Genomic DNA, 26,001 nt, shown 5'->3' on the forward strand with positions numbered 1-26,001 from the left:
CATGACCATGACGTTACCCCCGCCATCACGCAGCGCGGTGCCGCCTTCCGGCCCGGTCGGCCGGGCCGTGCTGTGGGCGCGCCGCAACCTGTTTTCCAGCGTGTTCAACACGCTGCTGACGCTGTTCTGCCTCTGGCTGCTGTGGCTGGTTATCCCGCCGCTGCTGAACTGGGCGGTTTTCCAGGCTAACTGGATAGGCACCACGCGCGCGGACTGCACCAAAGACGGCGCCTGCTGGGTGTTTATCCACGCCCGTTTCGGCCAGTTTATGTATGGCCTCTACCCCACTGACCAGCGCTGGCGCATCAACCTCGCACTGGTGATTGGCCTGATTTCCATCGGGCTGATGTTCTGGCGCGGGATGCCGCGCCGCGGGCGTTACATCGCGTGCTGGGCAGTGGCTTACCCGTTGCTGACCTGGTGGCTGCTGTATGGCGGCTTCCTTGGCCTGCCGCGCGTCGAAACCCGCCAATGGGGCGGCCTGACGCTGACGCTGATCATCGCCTCCATCGGCATTGCCGGGGCGCTGCCGCTCGGCATTTTGCTGGCGCTGGGGCGGCGCTCGCGCCTGCCGATTGTGCGCATCCTCTCCATCTGCTTCATCGAGTTCTGGCGCGGCGTGCCGCTGATCACCGTGCTGTTTATGTCCTCGGTGATGCTGCCGCTGTTCCTGCCGGAAGGCACCAGCATCGACAAACTGCTGCGGGCGCTGGTCGGGGTGATTCTGTTCCAGTCCGCTTATGTGGCGGAAGTGGTGCGCGGCGGCCTTCAGGCGCTGCCGAAAGGCCAGTACGAGGCGGCGGAGTCACTGGCGCTGGGCTACTGGAAAACGCAGGGGCTGGTGATTTTGCCGCAGGCGCTGAAGATGGTGATCCCGGGGCTGGTGAACACCATTATCGCGCTGTTCAAAGACACCAGCCTGGTGATCATTATCGGCCTGTTTGACCTGTTCAGCAGCGTGCAGCAGGCCACCGTAGACCCGATGTGGCTGGGGATGTCCACCGAGGGCTACGTCTTCGCCGCGCTGGTCTACTGGATTTTCTGTTTCAGCATGTCGCGCTACAGCCAGCATCTGGAAAGGCGCTTTCACACCGGACGTTCCAACCACTGAGGTAAACCATGAGCGACCATCAGGTTACAGACGATAAAAAAATGATGATTACGCTGGAAGCAGTCAATAAGTGGTACGGACAGTTCCACGTGCTTAAAGACATCAACCTGAACGTGAAACAGGGCGAGCGCATTGTGCTGTGCGGCCCGTCAGGTTCCGGCAAATCCACCACCATCCGTTGCATTAACCATCTGGAAGAGCACCAGCAGGGGCGCATCGTGGTGGACGGCATCGAGCTGAATGACGATTTGCGCAACATTGAGAAAGTACGCACCGAAGTCGGCATGGTGTTCCAGCACTTTAACCTGTTCCCGCACCTGACGGTGTTGCAGAACTGCACGCTGGCGCCGACCTGGGTGCGCAAGATGCCGAAGAAAGAGGCGGATGAGCTGGCGATGCACTACCTGAAGCGGGTACGCATTGCCGAGCACGCGCACAAATACCCGGGGCAGATCTCCGGCGGCCAGCAGCAGCGCGTGGCGATTGCCCGCTCGCTCTGCATGAAGCCGAAGATCATGCTGTTTGACGAGCCGACCTCCGCACTCGACCCGGAGATGGTGAAAGAGGTGCTGGACACCATGATCGGCCTCGCGCAGGACGGCATGACCATGCTCTGCGTGACCCACGAGATGGGCTTTGCCCGCACCGTGGCCGACAGGGTGATCTTTATGGACCGTGGCGAAATCGTCGAACAGGCCGCCCCGCAGGAGTTCTTCTCCAACCCGAAATCGGAACGCACCCGGGAGTTTTTATCCCAGGTGATCCACTGATTTTGATCCATTGAACTATTGATGCACCCAACCGCCGCGCCCCGCGCGGCGGTTTCACATCCAACGCAGGCGTCACATCCGGCTCAGCCGCTGCACCAGCGCCATCTCCCGCTCGCTGAACGGCAGGCCGTCCGGCGTCAGCACATCGTGGAACCAGAGCGCAGCAGTGTGCGCCTCCTGCGCAATATCCGGCCACGGCAGCCAGGTCTGCGTTTTGCCCTGCACCAGCCCCCAGTGGTAACAGGTTACCCCTTGCGCCCTGAACAGCGGCAACTGCTCCTCCATCACGCTGCCGACGTGGCGCGCCAGCCACTCGGTACACAACACCGGGCGGTTAAACGCGGCCAGCCGTGCCAGAATCGCCACCTGACCCGGCGTATCCACATAGGCGTGATAGCTGATTACATCTGACAGGTGCAACGCCGCGACGTCGATCGGGTGCCGGAACGCCTGCCCGCACGCGCCCCGGTCAGGGATGTGCCAGGCAGCCACCGTCAGCGGCTGGCAGGGCTCAGCCTGCCGCGCCCAGCGGAATACCTGAATCATCAGCGACAGCGCGTAGATCGCCAGCCGGTCGTCATACTCCGCGTACTGGTCAACGCCGCAGAAAATGCCGCCGTTGCCCGGCTCGTTGTAGAGATCCCACACCCAGACGCGCCGGTCGTCACGAAAATGGCCGATCACATCCCGCACATAGCGTTCAATCTGCGGCCAGAGGCTGGGGTCCAGCACCATCGCCCGGCCGGGGCTGCCGGCGGCCTGGCTGTTATGCACGCCCGGGCGCGGCGCTTTCTGCTGCCCGATGACCGGCTCATCGCCGGAGAAGGCGCAGTCGTCGAGCAGGGTCAGCATCACCTGAAAACCGCAGGCGTCCGCCACCGCCAGAAAGCGATCGATGCGTTCCAGCAACCCGTTCCGGTCGTGCTGCCACAGGGTAAACGGCAGGTTGGTGCGCAACTGGTTGTAGCCGTAGCGGCTCGCCCAGCGCAGCTCCTGTTCGATGGTGGCCGGGTCGAAGGTCTCCTGCTGCCACATCTCCAGCCAGTTAACGGCGGTGCGCGGCAGGTAGTTAAAACCGCAGCCCCAGCGCTGTTGCCGGTGCCAGGCCTGGGCCTGTTCAGCGGGCCATTGCGTATACATTGCGGCCCCCTATTTCGCGTTGGAGAGTGTGACGGTGCCGACGATGCGGCGCGTGGCCTTGCCGCCCCAGACTTCATCGTACTCATAGCCGGTGAGTTGCCTGATCACCACCCGCGTCTTCTCATCGCAGTCGCGGTAGTCCCCGCCCAGCTTGCGGCGGGCGATCTCTTTAATCAGCAACTGGTGGGTGTCACGCGTGAGTTTGAAGGGATAGGTGGTGTAGAAGCTCACGGCCAGCAGCGCGGCCGTGGCGAAGATCATCAACCCGATAATCGCCTGCAATGCACCGTCCGGCTGCGTGCCGCTGCCTTTCACGAACCCGGCCTGCTCCAGCACCAGCCCGATGATCATAATGGCGATCGCCACCGTGCTTTTACGGGTCAGCACCATGACTCCGGCGAAAATCCCCTCGCGGCGCTGCTGGGTGACCATCTCATCAATATCGGGAATAAAGCTGTAGATATTCCACGGAATATAATACAGCCCGGCACGCGCCGCGCCCAATAATATAAAGACCGCGGAAAACAGCAGGCCGGGCACCTCCGTGTCGGTGTAATAGACCGCAAACAGGAAAATCAGCACGCTGAAAATAGAGCCATAGGCGAGGCGTAACGCAGCGGACGGGGTGACATGGCATTTATTCAGCAGCAACATAAAACCATACGTCCCGGGCACTGAGGCAAATGCCGCGATACTGAGCCAGCCGGAGACCGCTACCGCATCCTGGCTCAGGCAATAGACCACATAATAGGTAAACACCGCGCCGAACACGTCCATCGCCGTGAAGGAGAAAATATAGATAATAATATGCAACCGAAAGGCGCGGATGCGGAATGACGAGAGCAGATCCTGCACCAGGTAATTTAAATGGTTCAGTATGCCGCTGCCGCGCTGCACTTCCGCTTTGAACGCGCCCTCTTCCTCAATATCTTTAGCTTCCCAGGTGCAGCGCCAGGTAATAAATACCGCAATGCAAAAGACGCAGGAAAATATCAGGCCGGTCAGGGTATAAGTGAAAGGGTTATCTTTGCCGGTGAACTGCATAATCACGCCGGGCACCGACACCGCGAGGAAGCCGCCCAATTGCGAGCAGATCATCCGCATCCCGGAAAGGCGGCTGCGCTCCTCGTAGCGGTTGGTCATCTCTGCGGCCAGGGTTTCCCACGGCACCAGCACCATCGCGGACAATAATTCAATCGAGAGATAGGTACCCAGATAATACCAGTAGCCCATATCGGTGAGCCACAGCAGGGCATATAAGAACATTAACGGGCAACTGAGCATTAAAAAGAAGCGGCGGCGGCCGAATTTACGGCCAAGCCAGGTGTTGCCGAAATTATCGGTGATATAGCCCATAATCGGGCTTAATATCGCATCAATAACCCTGGCGATGGCAAAAATAGAGCCGGCTTCCAGCACCGTCAGGCCGCAATAACTGGTGTAGAAAAAAAGTAACCAGGTGCCGATAATCGCAAAGGCACCGCCGCCGAAAAGGTCTGTCACGCCGTAGCCGATCGCCACGCCGTAACCCACCCTGCGTTCAGTAGGTTTAACCATAATAATTGTCCAGTTTGTAAGATATCGTATTACCGGGAATCTCCGGCTCTTTTTTATTTACTGCTGGCGTGCTGTGTGTTTCTCATTATTTATTGGGTCATTAAAAATGCCGTTAAAAAAACAGAATGGATATTATGCGTTAACCGTTATCCATTGCCGGGTCTGGGAGGAGTGGTAAATCGCCTCCACAAGGGCGAGAGATTTTCCGGCCTCCTCAATTGAGGTGTATTCCGCCGGAGCCGACGGGTGATGAAGCGTCTGGTAGAACTGCCGGATCGCCGCCAGATGGCCCGATCCCCAATAGGCTTTGGCGTCACTCTCCGGCGACGGGTCGCTGATCAGGTGGGTGCGCCCGCCCGCGCAGACCCGCCACAGCTGGTTATCCCGCAGTTGCAGCATCCCCGCTTCGCAGTGGATCTCCAGCAGCAGCGGGGCGTCAGTGGTGTAGCTGTTGCTGGCGTAAAACAGGCCGCGCGCGCCGTTATGGAAATGCAGCGTTGCCATCGCGCTGTCTTCTGCTTCCGTGACGGCGGCCAGCTCGCCGCTGTCCACCACGCCCTTGACGCGCGCCACCCCGCCGCCGAACCACTGCATCAAATCCAGGGTGTGGATTGCCTGATTAATCAACAAACTGCCGCCTTCGGTGGCATAGCGGCCGCGCCACGGGCTGTGGGTGTAGTAGCGGCCGCCGCGTGACCAGGTCAGCACCGCTTTCATGCCGATCATCTTGCCGAGCGTGCCGCCCGCCAGCTCGCACATGATCTGGCGGCTGGTGGGGTTGAGCCGGTTCTGGTAGCAGACCGCCAGCCTCCCCGGCGCACGGGCCGCTGCACCGGCGATCTCCGCCGCCTCCCGACTGTCCAGGCCGATGGGTTTTTCGCAAAACACATGTTTCCCGGCGGCCAGCGCCTCCATCACCATCGCTTTATGCAGGTGGTGGGGCGTGCAGATATGCACCACATCGATTTCGTCGTCCCACAACAGGGCGCGGTAATCCTGATAGAAATGGCAGCCGTAGGTGCGCGCCAGCGCCTGCCCCTTCTCGCTGTCGATCTCTGCCAGCGCATGCAGCCGCACGCCCGGCACCTGCCGCAACGCCCCGACATGGCAAAGGTGAATCGCGCCGCCGCCGATAATCGCGGCATTCAATGTCTCCATTTCCGCCTCCTTATGCGTCAGTGCGCCGCGTTCGCCAGCATTTGCGCTTTCACGCAGAGTTCCGCCGCCTTAAAGGCGTGCGCCTGGGTCATGGCGTGTTCGGTGCGGTGCAGGCAGTCGAGGATCAGCGCGCCGAAATAGGGGAAGCCGACCTGCCCGGCCACCGGGTAGCGGAACTCGCCCGCCCGGTTCACCAGATACACCACATCCTGCTCGCCACGGGTGAGATCGACATATTTGCGGATCTCGATATAGCCCTCGGTGCCCAGCAGCGTAAGCCGCCCGTCGCCCCAGGTCGTCAGCCCGTCGGGGGTGAACCAGTCACAGCGGAAGTAGCCGGTGGCGCCGTTTTCGCCGCGCAGCATCGCGTCGCCGAAATCTTCAAACCGGGGGTACTGCGGGTGGTTGACGTTGCGCACCTGGCTGGCGACCACCGTGGCATCGCGGTTGCCGGTGTAAAACAGGAACTGCTCGATCTGGTGGCTGCCGATGTCACACAAAATGCCGCCGAAATAGCGCCGCTCGTAGAACCAGCCGGGGCGGCCCCGCCCTTCGCGGTGCGGCCCGACGCCGAGCGTCTGCACCACCTGGCCGATCGCGCCCTGCTGCACCAGCTGGCCGGCGAATACCGCGCTCTCCACATGCAGCCGCTCGCTGTAGTAGACCGCGTATTTGCGCCCGGTTTTCGCCACCATCTCCTGGGCGTCCGTGAGTTGCTCCAGGGTGGTGAGCGGCGCTTTGTCAGTGAAGTAATCTTTGCCCGCCGCCATTACTTTCAGCCCCAGGGCGCAGCGCTGGCTGGGGATCGCCGCCCCGGCCACCAGCCTGACCTCGCTGTCAGCCAGGATCTCCGCCAGCGACGCAGCCACCCTCACCTGTGGGTACTGTTGCAGAAACGGTTTCACTTTTGCCGGGTCGGGGTCGTAGACCCATTTCAGCGTCGCGCCCGCTTCCTGCAAGCCGTTGCACATGCCGTAGATGTGGCCGTGGTCGAGCGCGGCGGCGGCAAACACAAACTCCCCGGCGTTGACCACTGGTTGCGGTTTGCCGACCGGCGCATAGTTCATGCCGTCTGAATAGTTCATGCCGTCATTACGGTTCATAGCCTCTCTCCTTTCTCCAGATTTTTTCCTGCCGGAATGGCCCCCACCTCGGTGAAGTTGGCGACGGCGGCGGATTTTTGGTAGAAGCGCGGGGCCTGCGCGCTGATGCCGCCGGTGCGGTAGAACGGATCGTCAGGCGGGATCGGCAGCTTTACTACGCTGCGGGTGATGGCGGATTTATACAGGGCGGTGATCAGCTCCAGCGCGCGTTTGCCCTGTTCACCGTCCACCAGCGGCGGCGTGCCCTGCGCAATGGCGGTGAGCAGGTTGTCTATCTGCCCGGTGTGCAGCGTCCAGGCGAGCGGCGGGATCTGCCGGAACAGGGCGTGGATCTGCGCCTCGCGCTCGCAGTCATTCCCTGGTTGCGGAAAACCGTTATCAGCGCTGAGATGGGCGCATACTGCCCAGGGCGCAGAGATGCGCGCTTTCTCCCCCTGCAACACGATCTGCTGCTCCTCACCGTGATGCACCACCGAGGCGGTAAGCTGCGCCAGTGCGCCGTTGGGGTAGCGGAAAATCGCGGCGCTCAGGTCTTCCACTTCCGCGTTGTCGTGCGCCACGTTCGCCATCATCGCCACCACCTCGCTCGGGGTGCCCAGCATCCACTGCAAGGCGTCGATGTGGTGTACCGCGTGGTTAAGCGTGCAGCCGCCGCCCTCTTTCTCCCAGGTGCCGCGCCACCACAAATCGTAATAGCAGTGGCCGCGCCACCAGAAAGAATCGACCTGCGCATGGCAAATCTTCCCGGCGAGGCCCGACTCCACCACCGCGTGCAGCCGCCAGAACGCATCGGTAAAGCGGTTCTGCGCAATCACTGACAGTATTTTCCCGCTGGCCTGCCGGGCAGCGATCATCGCGTCGCACTCCTCCAGCGACGACGCCATCGGCTTTTCACACAGCACATGTTTCCCGCCCAGCAGCGCGTCGATGGCGATCGGCGCATGAACGTAAGGCGGGGTGCAGACATCCACCAGATCTACCTCTCCGCACGCGCTCAGCATCGCCTGATGGCTGCTGAACACCCGGGCGTGTTCCAGCCCGTAGCGCTGTTTTTTCTCCTCTGCCTTTTCCGGGCAGATGTCCACCAGTGCCACAATGCGGCAGCGCTGCGGGAAGTGCAGATAGCTTTGGATGTGGTTGTGCGCAATGTTCCCGGTGCCCACAATAGCGACATGCAACATATTTCCCCCTTGCTTCACCAGGTGCCGTTGGCATCCAGCGTGCGGCTGACGGCAGGTTTCCCCACCGAGGCGTTGATGCGCTGCTGCAACAGTTCCAGGTAGCGCGCCTCGTCCAGCGGCAGCGTGACCCAGCCGTCCGTCCAGGTGGAGAGGTGCATGGCGTTGGAGAGCGTCAGGCCGTGGATGCCCTCCAGGCCCGGTGCGATCAGCGGCTCACCGCGCAGCACGGCGGCGCAGAAATTGGCGGTGATGACGTGGTGGTCGCTGCACGCCGGGGCCACCGGCACCGTGACCTCCCAGCACTCCGGCTCACCGAAGCCGTGCTGCCAGCGGGCGTTGAAGGCGGGTTCCGGTTCGCACAGCCGCCAGTAGCGCAGCCGCCCCTCTTCCACCACCACTTTGCCGCGATCGCCTGTTATCTCCAGCCGGTTGGTGCCGGGCGTTTCCGCCACGGTGGTGATAAACACCCCGGTCGCGCCGTTGGCGTATTCGGCGTAGGCCGTCACCTCATCTTCCACTTCGATCTGCCGGTGTTTGCCGAACTGGCAGAAGGCGCGCAGCCGCACCGGCATCCCGACCAGCCACTGCCAGAGGTCGAGCTGGTGCGGGTCCTGGTTAAGCAGCACGCCGCCGCCCTCGCCTTTCCAGGTGGCGCGCCAGCCGCCGGCGTCGTAGTAGCTTTGTGAACGGTACCAGTTGGTGATGATCCAGTTAGAGCGCCGGATCTCGCCCAGCTCGCCGCCGTCAATCAGCGCCTTTACTTTCTGGTAGAGCGGGTTGGGCCGCTGGTTATACATGATGCCGAACACCACATCGCACTCGCGCGCGCAGGCGTTCATCTCCTGCACCTGCGCGGTAAACACCCCGGCGGGCTTTTCGCACAGCGTATGAAGGCCGTGGCGCATCGCGAGCATCGACAGGCCGGGGTGGTCGTAATGCGGCGTGGCGACGATCACGGCGTCAATCAGCCCGCTGGTGATCATCGCCTCTGCGTCCTCAAACAGCGGCAGGCTGTCGCCCACCAGCCGCCGGATCGCCGGGTGTTTGCTGCGGTCGTTGTCACACACCGCCGCCAGACAGGCCTCGCTGACGACGCCGTCCAGCAGGTAGCGGGCGTGAACGGTGCCGATATTGCCGATGCCGATAATGCCAAAACGTAGCTTCTCCATAACTCACCTGTATTCCACTGCGTTGGGGGATAGCGGGAACATAATGAAGCGCGGAAAGCGCGACAAACGGAATGTGTGAGAGGAATCGCAAGGCCGGGACGCCAACCGCCCTGCGGCCCGGATTTGGTTGTAAAATCAGCAGATTAACCCTAAGAATATTTGCAGATATTTATTGCGAGCGGGGTCACATCATGCCGGGCAAGCTTCAGATGGACAAAATCGCCGCCCTGACGGGCTATTCCATCAGCACCGTGTCACGCGTGCTGGCGGGGAAATCCTACACCAGCGATCGTGCACGGGAGGCCATCATCAGTTGCGCGCGGCAGCTCGGCGTGCTGGACGGCCTGGCCTGCGGGCGGCTGCTGATTGACGGCGTGGCGGTGTTCGCGCCGGGGCGCACGTTTAACGCCAGGGGCGACGTGTTCTATCTGGAAGTGACCCGCGGCATCGCCGAGGCGCTGGCGGCGCACAATGTTTACCTCAGCTATTGCGGACTGGAAGAGGAGCATGCCGACATCGAAGCCTTTCTGGACAAGGCCGGGAACAAGCACATCAACGCGGTGATCATCATCGGCACCGATGACCCGACCATCTTCAAGCTGGCGGCGACGCTGAATAAGCCCTGCGTGCTCATCAACACCAATGACCGGGAAATGACGCTCGACGCCATCTCGCCCGACCATTACGCCATCGGCTTTAACGCCGCGCGCCATGTGTTTGAGCGCGGCCACCGGCGCATGCTCTCCTTGACCTGCTTGCGCCGCAAAACGCTTTTCACCCGGCTGCACGGCATTCAGGAAGCTTACCGCCATTTCCATGTGCCGTTTGATGCGCAACAGGATCTGATTGTCACCGAAGGGTTTTCGTCAGAGGAGGCAGAACAGGCGCTGGAGGCGTGGCTGGCATCGCATCCGCCGTCCTGCTGGCCGGAGGTGATTTTCCCCGGCAGCATGGGCATGACCACCGGCGTGCTGCGCGTGCTGGCACGGCGACAGGTGCGGGTACCGGAGGCGATGTCGCTGATTACCACGGACTTTAGCTGGCATCTGGAAAACAGCGCGGAGATGCCGGTCACCGGCATTGTGGTGCCGTGCCGGGAGCTGGGCATTGAGGCGGTGCACCTGCTGCAACACCGGCTGAACCGGCCGCAGGCGGCGGTGTGTAATCTGTTATTGCAGGGGAGACTCAGGGAGGCGGGGTCAGTGCGGTACGCCACACGCCACGCAGCCCGCGTGGCGCTGGGTCAGTAACGGGCGCGATCAGTGCCGCGCCGCGTGGGTTACACCTCTTTTTCCACCAGCAACGCTTCCAGCAGGTCGAGGTCATGCAGCAGCTTTTGCAGCGTCTCGTTGCTGATGCGCTGGGTGGCGCGCAGGTGGTAAAGCTCCGCCCGCTCAGCGCGCAGCGCGTTAAGGCGGAAGCGGCGCTCCAGGTTCTCCACCACCAGCATGTTTTCCATATCATCCTTGCTATAGGTGCGGCGGCGCAGGTTGCCGATCACCCTGGAGCTGACCTCGCGCACCGTCTGCTCGTCGATGTTCTCTTCGGCATCGGCGGCAATGCGCTCCTCCATTTTATGCAGGCTCTCAATCGCCACTTCAGCCGCCACCGCGCGCGCCATGTGCTCCTCTTCTTTGTACGCCGATTTATCCACCGTTTTCACCCCGCGCAGCAGGAACGGCAGCGCAATCACCCCGGCAATCAGCGAGAACAGGATCACCCCGGCCGCCAGGAACACCAGCTGGTAGCGTGACGGGAAGGCCACGCCATCCGGCAGGAACAGCGGGATAGAGAGCACACCGGCCAGCGTAATCGCCCCGCGCACCCCGGCAAACGACGCGACCCAGAGCTCACGGGTGCTGTAGCTGCCGAACATCAGCGGGCGCTTTTTCAGCAGGCGGTTGCTGAGTTTTTTCATCGACCAGAGCCAGACAAAACGCAGCATCAGCAGCGCCAGATAGATCAGCCCCACATCGGCGAACAGCTGCCAGGTGGCGATGGTCGGGTCGTTTTCCACCATCAGGATCGAGGTTTCCAGAATGCCCGGCAGTTGCAGGCCGAGCATAATGAACACCATGCCGTTGAACACGAACTCCAGCATCGACCAGACGCCGTTGGCGCGCAGCCGCATCGCCAGCGGCGCATTGCGGATCACGCCGGACTGGCTGATGGTCATCCCGGCGGCGACGGCAGCCAGAATGCCGGAGACGCCGATGTGCTCGGCAATCAGGTAAGAGGCGAACGGCAGCAGCAGCAGGAATACCGTCTGCGTTGCCGGGTCATCCCCGCTCCAGCGGCTCATAATGCGCAGCGATTTACTGTAGAGCCAGGTCACGGCCACCCCGGCCAGCAGGCCGCCCACCGCCACTTTGAGGAACTCCACCGTCGCGCCGGAAACGGTAAACACCATGGTGCCCATCGCCACCGCAATCGCAAACTTCAGCGATACCAGGCCGGAGGCGTCATTCATCAGCGCCTCGCCTTCCAGCACGCCCATGATCGATTTGGGAATACGCCCCTTGCCGACAATGCCGGAGAGCGCCACCGCATCCGTAGGCGACAGCACCGCCGCCAGCGCAAACGCCGCCACCAGCGGGATGTTCGGTACCATCAGGTAGATCAGGTAACCGATGCCGACCACCGTGAGCAGCACCAGCATCAGTGCCAGCCCCAGCACCTCGCGGCCATGGTGCAGAAACTCGCGCATCGGGGTTTTCCAGCCATCGGCAAACAGCAGCGGCGGGATAAACAGCACCAGAAACAGCTCCGGGTCAAAATCAACATGCAGGCCGAAATTGGGCCAGGCCAACAGGGCACCCACCGCAATCTGCATCAGGGGAAGAGGGATCTGGAAGGGTAACATTCTGGTTACGACACCCGAGAGTGACACCACCAGAATCAAAATGAGGATTGTAAAAAAGATTTCCATGCGTTCCTTGGGCTCTTGTCATTATCACTGTCAGCCGGGCCGGGCGGCCCGGCATTCGCAGGAGTGATAGTAGATCAGAACCGCCGGGCTGTTAAACCCGTGAGTGCGCTTTGGCCGAATGTGCCGCCGGAGGGGGAATCACAGGCATAAAAAAGGGGAGCCGGCGGCTCCCCTGAATGCAGCAGCGGTGTCAGATAGCCCAGCCACCGGCGTAGAACGCGGCCAGCGCGACGGCAATGATCACCGTCCCGGCGTTCAGCTTGCGCCACTCCCCGGCCACCACGCGGCCAATCACCAGCGCGCCGAAGCCGAGCATAATACCGGTGACGATGTTGCAGGTCAGCACGATAAACACCGCACACAGCAGGCCGGACATCGCGTCCACAAAGTCTGTGAAGTCCAGCTTGGTGACGTTGCTCAGCATCAGCAGGCCGACATACATCAGCGCCGGCGCGGTGGCGTAACCCGGCACCAGATAAGAGAGCGGCGACAGGAACAGGATCAGCAGGAACAGCACCCCGACCACCGTGGCCGTCAGGCCGGTTTTGCCGCCTGCCGCCGTACCGGCAGCCGATTCGATGTACACCGCCGCCGGGGCAACGCCCACCAGCCCGGCCACCATGCTGCTGATGGAGTCAGACGTCAGCGCTTTGCCGCCGTTGATGATCTGCCCCTGCTTGTCCAGCAGGTTTGCCTGCCCGGCCACCGCGCGGATGGTGCCGGTGGCGTCAAACACGGCGGTCATCACCAGGGCCAGCACGCTCGGCAGCACCACCGGCTTCAGCGCGCCCATGATGTCGAGGCTGAACATGGTGGAGTTGCCGTTGGCATCAGCCAGGGACGGCATGGCAAACAGCCCCTGGTATTTCACCGACGGGTCGAAAATCAGCCCGACCACCGACAGCACCACAATCACCAGCAGGATGCCGCCCGGCACGCGGCGCTTCTCCAGCCCAATGGTGGCCGCCAGGCCTACCAGGGTCATCAGCACCGGGAACGAGGTGAAATCACCCAGCGCCACCGGCAGGCCGTCGATGGGGTTCTTTACCACCAGCCCGACGCCGTTGGCGGCGATCAGCAGCAGGAACAGCCCGATACCGATGCCGGTGCCGTGCGCCACGCCCATCGGCAGGTTACGCAAAATCCAGGCGCGGATGCCGGTCGCGGAGATCAGGGTAAACAGCAGCCCCATCAGGAACACCGCACCCAGCGCCACCGGCACGCTGATGTGCTGGCCCAGCACCAGGCTGAAGGCGGTAAAGGCGGTCAGGGAGATGGCACAGCCGATGGCCATCGGCAAATTGGCCCACAGCCCCATCAGCAGTGAGCCGATGCCCGCCACCAGACAGGTACCGACGAACACCGCCGCCGGCGGGAAGCCCGCCTTGCCCAACATGCCCGGCACCACGATGACGGAGTACACCATCGCCAGGAAGGTGGTCAGCCCGGCGACAATCTCTTGCCGCACAGAGCTGCCGCGTGCGCTGATTTTGAAAAATGCATCCAGCGGGCCGGTCGGCTGAACGCTGCCGCCCGCTTGGGTGTTGTTGCTAGACATGCTGATGTCCTCTGAAAGTGATCCTGAAATGTCGGTGCGTCGTGTCGTTAAGGCATCGTTTCCGTCCGTTTACGTCCCTGCACCGCGTTTTCTGTAAAGAGAGGCCAGAAAACAAGGCAAACGTTTAACTCTGAACCCGCCTGACGTTATTAAAATGGGCGAACACTAAAAAGCAAACGATTATCCGGTGTCCCAGCAGGCTTTTTCAACTCTGAATCACGACATTTTCGCGTTGTTTGCGCATTTAAGCGCCAGGAAGGAAAATGCGAGACGCATCACATCTTATTCAGGACAGAAAGAGAGCGGAAAGCGCGGAAATTTACTGCACGTGTTGCGCAACTCCGCTGCTTAGTGGGGCATCATGCCGGGTAAAACAGGGTTTCATTATTTTTGTGACGGGTATCACAAAAATATTGATCCGATGAATTCTTCGGCGTATCTTTATTTGTGACAAACATCACACCTTTGCGTGATGTACGCGTTCTCAACTCACCGGAGGCACCCATGAAAACGACCCTGACTTTCTCGTCCGGCGACACGTCCCGCACTGCTGCGCCTGCGGTGCCGCAGGCAACGCTACCTCCCAAACGCCTGCCGTGGCTTCACCAGCTGTTGCAGATGCTGGGGCAGAACTTTGTCGGTGCCGGGAAAAGAATGTATTGATCACGCGGCCTCTGCCCGTGTCTCCTGCCGCCGCTCAGCCGGCGATCTGGTAAGGCCCGCCCTGTTTCAGCGCCTGCTGGTACGCGGGCCGCGCCTGCACTTTCTTCAGCCAGTCGCTGAGGTGCGGGCAGCCTGACAGCCCACCGCGTGCGTTCAGCCCCTCGACCGGAAAACTCATCTGAATATCCGCCGCGCTGAAATCCGCCCCGGCAAACCAGGCGTTCTCCGCCAGATGGTTCTCAAGGTAGGCCCGGTGGGTAGCGAGCTGCTTGTCCAGGTACGCCTTCTGCACCCCTTTGCCAATCGCCCCGGCAATCGGCCGCGCCAGCAGCGGCACCGGCGGCTTGCCCAACCGGCTGAAAATCAGCTTCATCACCAGCAACGGCATCAATGAGCCTTCGGCGTAGTGCAGCCAGTAACGGTAACTCTGGCGCGCAAAGTGATCGGTGGGTTTCAGCAGCCCTTGCGCATCGTAGGTTTCTTGCAGGTATTCAATGATCGCGCCGGACTCCGCCAGCGTCAGGTCGTTATCCGTGAGCACCGGCGATTTCCCCAGTGGGTGGACTTTCTTCAGCGCCTCCGGGGCCAGCATGGTCTGTGGGTCGCGCTGGTAGCGTTCAATCTGGTACGGCACCCCCAGCTCCTCCAGCATCCACAAAATACGTTGTGAACGGGAGTTATTGAGGTGGTGAACGGTGATCATGCGTTATCTCCTGTTAATGCGCCGTAGGGGTAATGCGCGTGAATTCAAAGGATAGCCGATCTGCGCCCTGCCCCTGCTTGCGCCCGCTTTTATTGATCGTGGTTAAAGCCAAATACACCGACTAATATCATCTAAACTTGGCTTATCAATGATAAATAGTGTTTTTACTTTATACTTTCTTCATGTTTAGCAATACAGCCGTTACAGCAGTTTAACGTTGGTGGAAAAGTCGCTAATATCGCTGCACCAGTTTGAAATATCACATAATTAAACTTAACCAAAACCGCCGCTGACCGCGTGGCTAACCCCCTCATTGTTAAGGTTATGTGATGTTTAATCCTCTTTCCGGCGATCGCCTGACCGACATTGCAACGCAATAACGGGGCGGGATGGCCCTTACCCCTGTTATTTTGGAGAGCAAGTTATGCTTGCCAGCAGTTACAACGATGTTTTGGTGTTGTTCTCATTCATCGTGGCGATTCTTGCGTCCTATACCGCGCTGGATATGGTGGGGCGCGTCGCCACCACGGATCGCGCCGCTGCCCGCTGGTGGCTGGGGGGCGGGGCCGTGGCAATGGGCATCGGCATCTGGTCGATGCACTTCATCGGCATGCTGGCTTTCAGCCTGCCGGTGTCCATCAGTTATGATCCGCTGATCACCGGGTTGTCGATGCTGATTGCCATCGCCTCGTCGATCTTTGCGCTCTGGTTTGTTACCGCGGCGGCGCTCTCCTTGCCCCGGCTGGTGGCCGGCTCGCTGATCCTGGGCGGCGGCATCGCCGGGATGCACTACACCGGCATGGCGGCGATGAGCGTGATGCCCGGCATGAGTTACGATGCGCGCTGGGTACTGCTTTCGGTAGTGATTGCGGTGCTGGCTTCGGCGGCCGCGCTGTGGATGGCATTCCGGCTGCGTACCCAGATCAACAACGTGAAACTGCTGCGCGCGCTGGCCGCGATCATCATGGGCGTGGCGATTGTCGGGATGCACTACACCGGCATGGCGGCCGCCCACTTCCAGATGACCGGCAGCATGATGCACCACCACGGCGGGGTGAACACCAACTGGCTGGCGGTGGTGGTGATTGTGTTTACGCTGGCGGTGCTGGCGATCACCCTGGTGGTGTCGGTGCTGGATGCGCGCCTGCAGGCGCGCACGTCGATTCTGGCGCAGTCCCTTGAGCATGCTAACCGTGAACTGATGCAGCTGGCGCTGCATGACAACCTGACCAAGCTGCCGAACCGCCTGCTGCTGGAAGATCGCATCCAGCAGGCCTTGCAGAAGGCGGAGCATGAAGGCGCGCTGTTTGCCGTGTTGTTTATGGATCTGGACGGCTTCAAGGCGGTGAATGACGCCTATGGCCACCACATCGGCGACCAGTTGCTGATCGCCGTGACCGATCGCATCCAGGGCTGCATCCGCGCGCAGGACACGCTGGCGCGCCTTGGCGGTGATGAGTTTGTGCTGCTGATGGAGATGAATGACCCGGCCGACGCGGCAACGCTCGCCGCCCAACTGGTGATGCTGATTGAGCAGCCGTTCAATGTGTCGCGCTACGAACTGCTGGTGTCGATCAGCATCGGCATCGCCGTCTACCCGAGCGACGGCACCACCGAGCGTGAGCTGATGCTGAACGCCGACGCGGCGATGTACCACACCAAAAATTCCGGCCGCAACGGCCACAGCTTCTTCCAGAAATCGATGAATGTGAATGCGCAGGAACAGCTGCAACTGATGCATGACCTGCGGCTGGCCATTGAGCGCAACGAGCTGCGCCTGCACTACCAGCCGAAATTCACCGCGCCGTCCGGCCCGGTGTGCGGGTTTGAGGCGCTGGTGCGCTGGGAGCGCCCCGGCAGCGGGATGCTCAGCCCGGCGGTATTCCTGCCGCTGGCGGAGAAGACCGGGCTTATCCTGCCGATGGGCGAATGGGTGCTGAACGAGGCCTGCCGCCAGCTGCGCGAGTGGCACCGCCAGGGGCATGAGGAGTGGAGCATCGCGGTGAACCTGTCGGCGTTGCAGTTTGAGCAGCCGGATCTGGTGGAAAAGGTGGTCAATATTATCAACCGCCACCAGATCCCGGCCGAAAAACTCACGCTGGAAGTGACGGAAACCACCGCCATGCTCAACCCGGACGTCAGCGTGGCAATCCTGGACCAGCTGACAGATTTGGGGATCAAGGCATCGATTGACGATTTCGGCACCGGCTACTCCAGCCTGCTCTACCTGAAACGCCTGCCGGCCAGCGAGCTGAAGATTGACCGGGCGTTTATCAACGAGCTGACCACCAATAACGGGGATGCCAGCATCGTCTCGGCGATCATTGCGCTGGGCAAGACGCTGAACCTGAAAGTGGTGGCCGAAGGGGTCGAGACGGCGGAACAGCAGGCCTTCCTCAACCGCCTGGGCTGCGACACCCTCCAGGGCTTCCTGCTCGGCCGCCCGATGACCCCGGCACAGATTGGCGACCGCATCAGCAGCGACTGGCCCGGCCATGTGGTTCCGGCAACAGAGCGGGAGGCCACCCCGGTGGCAGATAGCCTGAAATAGCGCCGCAACGCCCCTTGCCCACAGAGATCAGGCCACCCCCAGGTGGCCTGATTTATCTCACCCGGCTTTCGCCTTATGCTTTCGGCCCTCTTCCGCGATCAGAATTACCCCGGCACGGCTCGCATCCGGGTGGGCGCTCCAAATCGCCTCTTCGGGGATGGTGTTCCCGTCATAACGGATGCGGCTGCCGTCGTAGGGGTAAAATGTCCCCTGCTCCGTGTCCAGAATAAATACCGTCAGGCGTTGCGACGTCCGCGCAATCTTTTTCCACAGCGCTTTGCCGCTCTCATAGTGCATAGGGTCGCTCATCAGCGTGATGCCTTTATGCAGCACCAGACTTTCATACAGCGCGGTTGCCAGCCCCATATCCTGTAACTCAGGATCGACCACCACGCCTTCAACCTGAAGGGCGTCGGTATCCTGCCAGAAGTCGCGGACGCTGAAAATATGGCTGTCCCGGTCATGGCGCGCCATCTCTAACGTTGCCACCACCCGGTGGCGTAACTGGCCGTTAATCTCAGTGACATCCGCCTCAATCACGGCGGCAAAAGGGATGGCTTTATCGTAGATAATGGGCCAGCTGGCTCCATGGATCAGCAGCTCGTCGATAATCTCAAACCGACGGGCTATCGTTTCCGGGCTGTATGAATGCGGTATCACGATCATTGCGGATGAACCTCGCAGTAAGACGGGCATAGTGGTCACTTCCTGTGTTTAGCTTAACGAAAGGCGCTCATTTAAAGAACATAAACCTTATTTATTGCGCGGGATTATTTTACCCTTTCCGGGTACACATCACCTGTTAAGCCTCTGCTTTTACGGCCCGTCTCCCAACCTCTCCTGACCCTGCCCCCCATAACCAATGGTCTATAGTCTCTACTTACCCCCGCCCTGACTGGAGGAAGTATGAGTGAAGAACAGGCGTTCCCTTATGAAAACCGTGGCCCGGCAACGGCCATCGGCCATACATTACCGGCAGATCCCGCGCCATTGCCGCCTTCCGGCATCGACAGCGGCCAGGTTGAGGGTGAGCAGGTGACGTTCCCGAACTGGAAAGGCGCCGCCGATACGCCGGAGCCGTCGCCGCCTGTTGCCCTGCCGCCTGATGAGCGCATCGGGTTCGCGGTGGTCGGGCTGGGGCGGCTGGCATTGAACCAGATTTTACCGGCGCTGCACCGCGCTAAAAATGCCCGGCCGGTGGCGCTGGTCTCCGGCTACCGTGAGAAAGCCCAAACCGTGGCCGCCCAGTACGGCATCAGCAATGACGCGATTTACCACTATGACGAGATGCACAAGATGGCCGACAACCCGGCGATTCAGGCGGTGTACATCGTCACGCCCAACGGCCTGCACCGCGACCATGTGCTGGCTGCGGCGGCGGCCGGGAAACATGTGCTGTGTGAAAAACCCATGGCGAACACCCCTGAAGAAGCGCAGGAGATGATCGACGCCTGCCGCGATGCCGGGGTGACGCTGATGATCGCCTACCGCTGCCAGTTCGACGCCTTCAACAAAGAGGCGGCGCGGCTGGTGCAGTCCGGCGAGCTGGGGCGGCCGCGCATCATTGAGGCAACCAATGTGCAGATGATGGGGCCGGACGGCCAGTGGCGCTTCAAAGGCGGGCTGGCGGGCGGCGGCGCGCTGGCGGACATCGGCCTCTACTGCCTGAACGGCGTGCGCATGATGCTGGCGGAAAACCCGATCGAGGTGTATGCGCAGGCGGTCAACCCCACCGGCGACCCGCGTTATACCGAGGTGGAAGAGACCATCAGCTTTGTGCTGCGCTTCCGCTCCGGGGTGATCGCCCACTGTGTCGCCAGCTATGGCGCGCATGAGGGCAAAGAGATGACGGTGCGGCTGGAAAATGGCTGGGTGAAACTCGATAACGCCTATGCCTACAGCGGGCAGCGCCTGACGGTGGCGCAACGCAAGGGCGAGGCGCAATCGCTGGAGGAGCGCAAACTGAGCGCCGGGCCGCAGTTTGCGCTGGAAATTGAGCACTTTGCCGACTGCGTGCGCAACGGCAGCGCACCGCGCACGCCCGGCGAGGAGGGCTTGCAGGATCAGATCTTTATGGAAGCTATCTACCGCTCGGCGCAGGAGGGGCGGCCGGTGGCGCTGGAGCGTAACGACCTGCACGTCACTGCCGCACAGAAAGGGTGAAGCGCCCTTGACCTTGCCCTAAGGGCAAGGTTTACCTTGGTGGCGAATTCATTCACAGGAGGAAGAAAAAATGCGTAGTTACCGAGCCTGGGCCGCGGGCCTGTTGCTGGCCCCGCTGGTGGCCTGTGCCGCGCCCGACGGTATGGCGGAACATGACACCATGACGGAACACGGTGGCGCGGCGTCTGCCTCCCGGCAGGCGTATGAACGCGGCATGGAGACCATGCACGGCGACATGATGAAGGCGATCCAGTCTGACGACCCGGACATCGCCTTCGCGCAAGGGATGATTGCCCACCACCAGGGCGCCATTGACATGGCAAAAACCGAACTGAACTACGGCAAAGACCCGGCGATGCGCAAACTGGCGCAGGAGATTATTGCTGCGCAGCAGCCGGAGATTGACCGGATGCAGCGCTGGCTCGATCAGCACCCCGCCCACTGAGCCGGTTGCGCATCAGGCCGGCAGCGGTTCCGGCTTGATGCGCATTGCGCTCACCACCCCGATCATCAGGCAGGCGATACCGCACAGCGTCAACAGCGGCGGCCAGCTCTGGCGCAGCAAAAAGGTATAGGCCAGCCCGGCCAGAATCTCGAACACAATCAACGGCCCGACTAAGACCGTTGGCAGCCGCTGGCTCGCCTCACTCCAGCAGAGCGTGCCGAGCCAGGAACAGAACAGGCCAATCGCCGCCATCAGTGCAATAAACAGCCCCGGCCGCGGGCCGAACGGCAGCGGGAACGGGTCATTCGCCAGCGTCATCTGGCCACAGGCCAGCGCGTAAGCCACCAGCGCCATCGGCAGCACTGCAATCCCCTGCGCCGTGGCCCAGGTGCCGGCGCGGTGCTGCGGGTGTGACCGCATCCAGCGGGCATTGCGCAACGGGTACCATGTCCAGCAGACCAGCGCCACCAGCGCCAGACCGATGCCGCTCAAATAGCGCCCGATGTTCTGCGGGCCGCCGTCACCGCGCAACTCCGCGATATTCACCAGACACAGCCCGGCGCCAATCAACAGCAGCGACGGCAACAGCTGGTGCCACGCCAGCCGCCCTTCGTGCCGCCCATACAGCAGGTTGGCAGACACGGCGATCACCACCGGCAACGTGCCGATAATCATGGTGGAGATCGGCGCGCCGGTACGCTGGATCGCGCCCGCCAGGCAGACGTAATAGAGCAGATTGCCCACCGCGCTGAGTTTGAACGCCTCTTTCCAGTCGCCGCGCGTCAGTTGCCGCACCCGGCGGCGGTCAGCCCACGCCAGCGGCAGCGCAATCAGCCCGAAGGCCACATAGCGCCCGGCCGACTGCAACATCGCCGGGTACTCCGGCACGATCAGCGGGCCGACAAAAATCAGCCCCCACATCAGCCCTGCGGCCAGGGCAAATAACACACCTGCCATCATGATTTCTACGGCTCCTGCGTGAAAAAGGCCACCTTAACGCGCAGCGTGCGCCCGGTATTGTACCAGCTTGCGCATTGGCCTCAGCGGCCCGTCACCGCCCGCTGGTAACGCACCGGGGTAACGCCGTAGCGGTTGGCAAAGGCGCGGGTCAGGTGCGCCTGATCGGTGAGGCCGACCTCAGCCGCCACCTGCGCGGCCCCGACGCCTGCGGCCAGCAGCAGTTTGGCACGGTAAAGGCGGATCGCCATCAGCATCTGGTGGGGCGTGACGTGGAAGTGCGCCTTGAACCGGCGCTGGAAATGGTAGGGGCTGAGCGCGGCCTCGGCGGCCAGCTCCACCAGCGTGAGGGGTTCAGCAAAGCGGGCGTGCAGGCAGGCTTTCACCCGGTCAAACCGGTGCGCGGCTTCCGGCGGCGGTGACGGCGGCCGGTGCGCGTGCGGGCGCAGCAGATCCACCAGCGACAGCATTAAACCGTCAGTGGCCAGCGCATCCGTGCTCTGCCAGAGCGCACCCAGCGTCACCGCCAGCTGTTGCGCGGTGTGCGGATCGCGGCGCACCGCCTCGGGGCTGAACCACCAGCCCGGCTCGCCGGAGAGCGTCGCGAGCCGCGCCGGGTCGATGTAGATCATGCGATAGCGCCAGCCCCCTTCGGTTTCCGCCTGGCCGGTGTGCAGCTCGTCCGGGTTCATCAGCACCAGCGAACCCGGCCCCGCCACATGCTGCACGCCGCGGTAACGGAAACGCTCCGTGCCCGCCTCAATCATGCCGATGCCGAACGCCTCGTGGGTATGCGGCTCAAACACATGGCGGCGGATATGCGCCCGGTAGAGTTCCACGCCCGGCAACCCGGAAAGTTGCCGGAACTGCGCCCGGTCGGTCTCACACTCGAATTGATCTGGAACGCCCTGCACGCCCGCCTCCCCTGTTCAGCCTGATGGTAATACGTTAGCGGAGTTTGGCTCCGCCGGACACAGCCCGGCTTTAATCAGGCAGTCACGCAACACGTTAAACGCCGGCAGCATCGCACTCTCCTCCACGCAGGCAAAGCCTAACAGCAGCCCGCGCGTTGACTGGCGGTGCATAAAATATTGCGACAGCGGCCGCACGCTGACGCCGCGCCGCAGCGCATGGGAGGCGATTTTCACATCGTCGCACCCTTTCGGCAGCACCAGCACCAGGTGCAGCCCGGCGTCGTGGTCATACTCATGCAAGAACTCCGGGCCGAGGTAGCGGGTGATCAGTGACACCAGATAGGCGCGGCGGCGGCCATACAGCAGGCGCATCCGGCGGATGTGGGCGTTGTAGTGCCCTTCGCGCATAAATTGCGCCAGCGCAGTCTGGATCAGGAAATGCCCGCCGCGGAACAACTCGGCGCAGGCGAGTTTCATCGCCGCCGCCAGCGGTTTCGGCAACACCATGTAGCCGATGCGCAACGCCGGGTAGAGCGTTTTGCTGAAGGTGCCGAGGTAGATCACCGGCGCATCCGGCTCCAGCCCCTGCAACGCCGGAATCGGGTTCCCGGCGAAACGGAATTCGCTGTCGTAGTCATCCTCAATGATCCAGCTGCCCTGCTCCCGCGCCAGTGCCAGCAACTGTTTGCGGCGCGGCAGGCTCATCACCGCGCCGAGCGGGTACTGGTGCGACGGCGTGACGAAAATCAGCTTCGGCGACGCCCCTTTGCCGCCTGCCAGCGGCACCAGGCCGTGCTGGTCTACCCGCACCGGCAGGATGTCCGCCCCGTTGATGCGCAGAATATTGCGCGCGCCCCAGTAGCCCGGCTCCTCGAACCAGACGCGATCCCCCGGATCGCAGAGCATTTTGGCGATCAGATCCATCGCCTGATGGGTGCCCTCGGTGATCAGGATCTGATCCACATCGCACTGCACCGATCGCGTGACGCGCAAATACTCCACCAGCGCCTGTTGCAGATCGTAGCTGCCGCCCTGGTGGCTGTAGGTCAGGTGATGGTGCAGCGGGTCGCGGTTGATGCGTCGCTGGATGGCGCTGAACAACGCATGGGGGAACTCGCGCACATCCGGCACGCCGGGCACAAACGCGCCCCACTGGTGCGGCGAGGCGTTGGCGTAGCCCATCAGTTTGCTGCCGCGCCGCGACAGCGCCACCTCATCCACATAGCGGTGCGGGCTGCCGGGCTGCCCGGCAGTGGCGGTCAGGTAGCTGTCCGGCAGGATCTCCGCCACCGAGGTGCCGCTGCCGGTTTTCGCCTGCAAATAGCCCTCCGCCTGCAACTGCTCATAGGCATAGAGCACCGTGTTGCGCGACACCCCCAGCTCCCGCGCCAGATCACGCGTCGCGGGCAGGCGGCTGCCGGGCGGGATGCTGCCGTCCGCAATCGCCGTGCGCAGACACTGACAGACCCGCAGCCGCAACTGGCCGCCGGTGGTGTGCTGCAAACGCTGCAAAAGCAGATCCGCGTGTAAAGATCGCAATTGGCTCCCTCCGTTTTCGTTAAGTGGCTCTCGCCTGATGTTAATAGACCCTGTTAATAATTAACAACATTGATGCACGTTATTTCGGCGGCCCCGCCCGCCTTGGAGAACACCATGAAACATCAGCAACTTAACGACCGCAAAGCCGCCGCGACCCCGCGTGGTGTGGGGGTCATGTGTAACTTTTTTGTAAACCGTGCTGAGAACGCCACGCTGTGGGATGAAGAGGGTAACCAGTGGATCGATTTCGCGGCGGGCATTGCGGTGCTGAACACCGGCCACCGCCACCCGAAAATCATCGCGGCGGTGGAAAAGCAGTTGCAGGCGTTCACCCACACCGCCTATCAGGTGGTGCCGTATGAGAGCTATGTCGCGCTGGCAGAGCGCCTCAATGCGCTGGCCCCGGTTGATGGCCCGGCCAAAACCACCTTCTTCACCACCGGCGCGGAAGCGGTGGAAAACGCGGTGAAAATTGCCCGCGCCCACACCGGCCGCCCCGGCGTTATTGCCTTCACTGCCGCCTTCCACGGCCGCACCATGATGACCATGGCGATGACCGGCAAAGTGGCCCCCTACAAACGCGATTTCGGCCCGATGCCGCCGTCGGTGTTCCATGCCCGTTTCCCGAGCGCACAACACGGCGTGAGCGTTGAAGATGCGCTGGCGAGCCTGGATCAACTGTTCAGCTGCGACATCGCGCCCGATCAGGTGGCAGCGATTATTCTGGAGCCGGTGCAGGGCGAAGGCGGTTTCCGCCCGGTGCCTGCCGCGTTCCTGCGTGAGTTGCGCACCCTGTGTGACCAGCACGGCATTCTGCTGATCGCCGATGAAGTGCAGAGCGGCTTTGCCCGTACCGGCAAGCTGTTTGCGATGGAGCACTTCCCGGAGGTGAAAGCGGATCTGATCACCATGGCGAAAAGCCTGGCAGGCGGCCTGCCGCTTTCCGGCGTCTGCGGCCGTGCCGAGGTGATGGACGCCCCGGCCCCCGGTGGGCTGGGCGGCACCTACGCCGGGAACCCGCTGGCGATCGCCTCTGCCCATGCGGTGCTGGATGTGATTCAGGAAGAGAATTTGTGCGAGCGTGCCGAACACCTCGGCCAGCACCTGCGTGAAGTGCTGGGCCTGGCGCAACAGCAGAACCCGGCGATTGCCGACATCCGCGGCCTCGGCTCGATGATTGCGGTGGAGTTCTGCGACCCGGCCACCGGCGCACCGGACAAAGCGCTGTGCGCCGCCATCCAGCAACGCGCGATGGAGGCCGGTCTGCTGCTGCTCTCCTGCGGCCAGCACGGCAACGTGATCCGTTTCCTCTACCCGCTGACCATCCCGGACGCCCAGTTCCAGCAGGCGATGGATATTCTCAGCCACTCCCTGACCGCACGTTGAGGCCCCCGATGAGCGCATTGCACCCGTTACTCGACCACCCGCTGGTTCGCCAGCCGGACGCCAACCAGCCGACCCCGGCCGGTTTTATTGACGTCACCGACCCGTCACGCGGCAGCGTGATCGCGTGGGTCAAACAGCAGGACGCCGCCGACGTGGAAGCCGCGATCCAGCGCGCCGAACAGGCGCAAAAAGCGTGGAAAGCGCAGACCGCGCTGGCGCGGGCTGACATCCTGCTGGCCTGGTATCAATTGATTCTGGCCGAGCGCGACGCGCTGGCGGAGATCCTTACCGCCGAGCAGGGCAAACCGCTGGCCGAAGCGCGCGGCGAAATTACTTATGCCGCCTCGTTTATCCGCTGGTTTGCTGAAGAGGCGCGCCGGGTACAGGGCGACGTGCTCACGCCGCCGCAGGCGCATCAGCGCATTCTGGTGCTGAAACAACCGGTGGGCGTTTGCGCCGCGATCACGCCGTGGAACTTCCCGGCGGCAATGATCACCCGCAAGGCCGCCCCGGCGCTGGCCGCCGGTTGCGCGATGATCGTCAAACCGGCGGAACAGACGCCGCTCACCGCCTTCGCGCTGGAAAATCTGGCGCGCCGCGCCGGGCTGCCGGATGACCTGCTGGTCCATGTGCTGGGCGATGCGGTGGCGGTCGGCAAGACGCTCTGCGCCAGCCCGGTTGTCCGCAAGCTGAGCTTTACCGGCTCCACCGACGTGGGCCGCCTGCTGATGGCGCAATGCGCGCCGACGATTAAAAAGCTGTCGCTGGAGCTGGGCGGCAACGCGCCGTTCCTGGTGTTTGACGACGCCGACCCGGCGGCGGCCGTGAAGGGCATCATGGCGAGCAAGTTCCGCAACAGCGGCCAGACCTGCGTCTGCGCCAACCGCATCTATGTGCAGCGCGGCATCTACCCTGAGATTGTGCGCCGCCTGACTGACGCCGTGGCGCAGTTGCAGGTCGGCGATGGCCGTGACGCTGCAAGCCAACAGGGGCCGCTTATTGAT

Annotated in this window: 22 protein-coding genes; 9 read left to right on the forward strand and 13 right to left on the reverse strand. The window is 62.3% G+C overall.

All coding sequences use genetic code 11. From position 1 onward, the window contains the following. Window position 1: 1 nt before the first annotated feature. Complete coding sequence (locus CYR55_RS19175) at window positions 2–1,111, forward strand: amino acid ABC transporter permease (protein ID WP_101817950.1); 1,110 nt, start codon at window positions 2–4, stop codon at window positions 1,109–1,111. Window positions 1,112–1,119: 8 nt separating this feature from the next. Beyond that, on the forward strand, window positions 1,120–1,881 hold the full coding sequence (locus CYR55_RS19180; RefSeq protein WP_101817951.1) for an amino acid ABC transporter ATP-binding protein: 762 nt from the start codon (window positions 1,120–1,122) through the stop codon (window positions 1,879–1,881). Window positions 1,882–1,953: 72 nt separating this feature from the next. Here the strand turns inward: CYR55_RS19180 and CYR55_RS19185 are convergent, their stop codons facing one another. The 6 genes from CYR55_RS19185 to CYR55_RS19210 all read right to left on the reverse strand — a co-directional run bounded on the left by CYR55_RS19185 (window position 1,954) and on the right by CYR55_RS19210 (window position 9,189). After that, window positions 1,954–3,021 carry a glycoside hydrolase 5 family protein gene (locus CYR55_RS19185; RefSeq protein ID WP_101817952.1) on the reverse strand — a complete coding sequence of 356 codons (1,068 nt, stop codon included), beginning with the start codon at window positions 3,019–3,021 and terminating at the stop codon, window positions 1,954–1,956. 9 nt (window positions 3,022–3,030) lie between these two features. Then, window positions 3,031–4,578 (reverse strand): MFS transporter, encoded by a 1,548-nt coding sequence (locus CYR55_RS19190; RefSeq protein ID WP_101817953.1) that lies wholly within the window; start codon window positions 4,576–4,578, stop codon window positions 3,031–3,033. 132 nt (window positions 4,579–4,710) lie between these two features. Further along, window positions 4,711–5,736 (reverse strand): Gfo/Idh/MocA family protein, encoded by a 1,026-nt coding sequence (locus CYR55_RS19195; protein ID WP_101817954.1) that lies wholly within the window; start codon window positions 5,734–5,736, stop codon window positions 4,711–4,713. Between the two features lie 17 nt (window positions 5,737–5,753). Beyond that, complete coding sequence (locus tag CYR55_RS19200; protein ID WP_101817974.1) at window positions 5,754–6,821, reverse strand: Gfo/Idh/MocA family protein; 1,068 nt, start codon at window positions 6,819–6,821, stop codon at window positions 5,754–5,756. A gap of 14 nt (window positions 6,822–6,835) precedes the next feature. Beyond that, window positions 6,836–8,020 carry a Gfo/Idh/MocA family protein gene (locus CYR55_RS19205; protein ID WP_101817955.1) on the reverse strand — a complete coding sequence of 395 codons (1,185 nt, stop codon included), beginning with the start codon at window positions 8,018–8,020 and terminating at the stop codon, window positions 6,836–6,838. A gap of 14 nt (window positions 8,021–8,034) precedes the next feature. Then, on the reverse strand, window positions 8,035–9,189 hold the full coding sequence (locus tag CYR55_RS19210) for a Gfo/Idh/MocA family protein (protein ID WP_101817956.1): 1,155 nt from the start codon (window positions 9,187–9,189) through the stop codon (window positions 8,035–8,037). 191 nt (window positions 9,190–9,380) lie between these two features. On the opposite strand from CYR55_RS19210, the gene CYR55_RS19215 reads away from it, so the two are divergent. Next, complete coding sequence (locus tag CYR55_RS19215) at window positions 9,381–10,439, forward strand: LacI family DNA-binding transcriptional regulator (RefSeq protein ID WP_101817957.1); 1,059 nt, start codon at window positions 9,381–9,383, stop codon at window positions 10,437–10,439. 29 nt (window positions 10,440–10,468) lie between these two features. Here CYR55_RS19215 and CYR55_RS19220 read toward each other — a convergent pair whose 3' ends face one another. Continuing rightward, window positions 10,469–12,118: a Na+/H+ antiporter gene (locus CYR55_RS19220; protein WP_101817958.1), complete on the reverse strand. Its 1,650-nt coding sequence runs from the start codon at window positions 12,116–12,118 to the stop codon at window positions 10,469–10,471. Between the two features lie 190 nt (window positions 12,119–12,308). After that, window positions 12,309–13,676, reverse strand: coding sequence for an NCS2 family permease (locus CYR55_RS19225; RefSeq protein WP_101817959.1), 1,368 nt, complete (start codon window positions 13,674–13,676; stop codon window positions 12,309–12,311). Window positions 13,677–14,180: 504 nt separating this feature from the next. On the opposite strand from CYR55_RS19225, the gene CYR55_RS23630 reads away from it, so the two are divergent. Further along, the gene (locus CYR55_RS23630) at window positions 14,181–14,339 is read left to right on the forward strand and encodes a hypothetical protein (RefSeq protein WP_165699633.1); all 159 of its coding nucleotides are present in this window, start codon (window positions 14,181–14,183) and stop codon (window positions 14,337–14,339) included. A 34-nt stretch (window positions 14,340–14,373) separates the two neighbouring features. Here the strand turns inward: CYR55_RS23630 and CYR55_RS19230 are convergent, their stop codons facing one another. After that, window positions 14,374–15,042, reverse strand: a complete 669-nt coding sequence (locus tag CYR55_RS19230) for a glutathione S-transferase family protein (protein WP_101817960.1) — start codon at window positions 15,040–15,042, stop codon at window positions 14,374–14,376. A gap of 424 nt (window positions 15,043–15,466) precedes the next feature. Between CYR55_RS19230 and CYR55_RS19235 the strand changes: the two genes are divergently transcribed. Beyond that, on the forward strand, window positions 15,467–17,593 hold the full coding sequence (locus CYR55_RS19235) for a putative bifunctional diguanylate cyclase/phosphodiesterase (protein ID WP_101817961.1): 2,127 nt from the start codon (window positions 15,467–15,469) through the stop codon (window positions 17,591–17,593). Window positions 17,594–17,650: 57 nt separating this feature from the next. Here the strand turns inward: CYR55_RS19235 and CYR55_RS19240 are convergent, their stop codons facing one another. After that, window positions 17,651–18,259: a hypothetical protein gene (locus tag CYR55_RS19240; protein ID WP_241522192.1), complete on the reverse strand. Its 609-nt coding sequence runs from the start codon at window positions 18,257–18,259 to the stop codon at window positions 17,651–17,653. Between the two features lie 240 nt (window positions 18,260–18,499). Here CYR55_RS19240 and CYR55_RS19245 point away from each other — a divergent pair, with 240 nt between their 5' ends. After that, window positions 18,500–19,756: a Gfo/Idh/MocA family protein gene (locus tag CYR55_RS19245; RefSeq protein ID WP_101817963.1), complete on the forward strand. Its 1,257-nt coding sequence runs from the start codon at window positions 18,500–18,502 to the stop codon at window positions 19,754–19,756. Window positions 19,757–19,826: 70 nt separating this feature from the next. After that, complete coding sequence (gene copM / locus CYR55_RS19250; protein WP_101817964.1) at window positions 19,827–20,201, forward strand: CopM family metallochaperone; 375 nt, start codon at window positions 19,827–19,829, stop codon at window positions 20,199–20,201. A 12-nt stretch (window positions 20,202–20,213) separates the two neighbouring features. Here the strand turns inward: copM and CYR55_RS19255 are convergent, their stop codons facing one another. From CYR55_RS19255 to pdxR, 3 genes are all read right to left on the reverse strand, one after another. After that, window positions 20,214–21,161, reverse strand: a complete 948-nt coding sequence (locus CYR55_RS19255; RefSeq protein WP_101817965.1) for a DMT family transporter — start codon at window positions 21,159–21,161, stop codon at window positions 20,214–20,216. Between the two features lie 80 nt (window positions 21,162–21,241). Then, window positions 21,242–22,072: an AraC family transcriptional regulator gene (locus tag CYR55_RS19260; protein WP_101817966.1), complete on the reverse strand. Its 831-nt coding sequence runs from the start codon at window positions 22,070–22,072 to the stop codon at window positions 21,242–21,244. A 15-nt stretch (window positions 22,073–22,087) separates the two neighbouring features. Then, complete coding sequence (gene pdxR, locus CYR55_RS19265; RefSeq protein WP_101817967.1) at window positions 22,088–23,611, reverse strand: MocR-like pyridoxine biosynthesis transcription factor PdxR; 1,524 nt, start codon at window positions 23,609–23,611, stop codon at window positions 22,088–22,090. Window positions 23,612–23,725: 114 nt separating this feature from the next. Here pdxR and CYR55_RS19270 point away from each other — a divergent pair, with 114 nt between their 5' ends. Further along, window positions 23,726–24,997: a 4-aminobutyrate--2-oxoglutarate transaminase gene (locus tag CYR55_RS19270; protein WP_101817975.1), complete on the forward strand. Its 1,272-nt coding sequence runs from the start codon at window positions 23,726–23,728 to the stop codon at window positions 24,995–24,997. A gap of 8 nt (window positions 24,998–25,005) precedes the next feature. Further along, window positions 25,006–26,001: aldehyde dehydrogenase family protein (locus tag CYR55_RS19275; protein WP_101817968.1), on the forward strand; the 996-nt coding region annotated here is incomplete at its 3' end.

It is taken from the genome of Chimaeribacter californicus, assembly GCF_002858675.1.
Lineage (GTDB): Bacteria > Pseudomonadota > Gammaproteobacteria > Enterobacterales > Enterobacteriaceae > Chimaeribacter > Chimaeribacter californicus.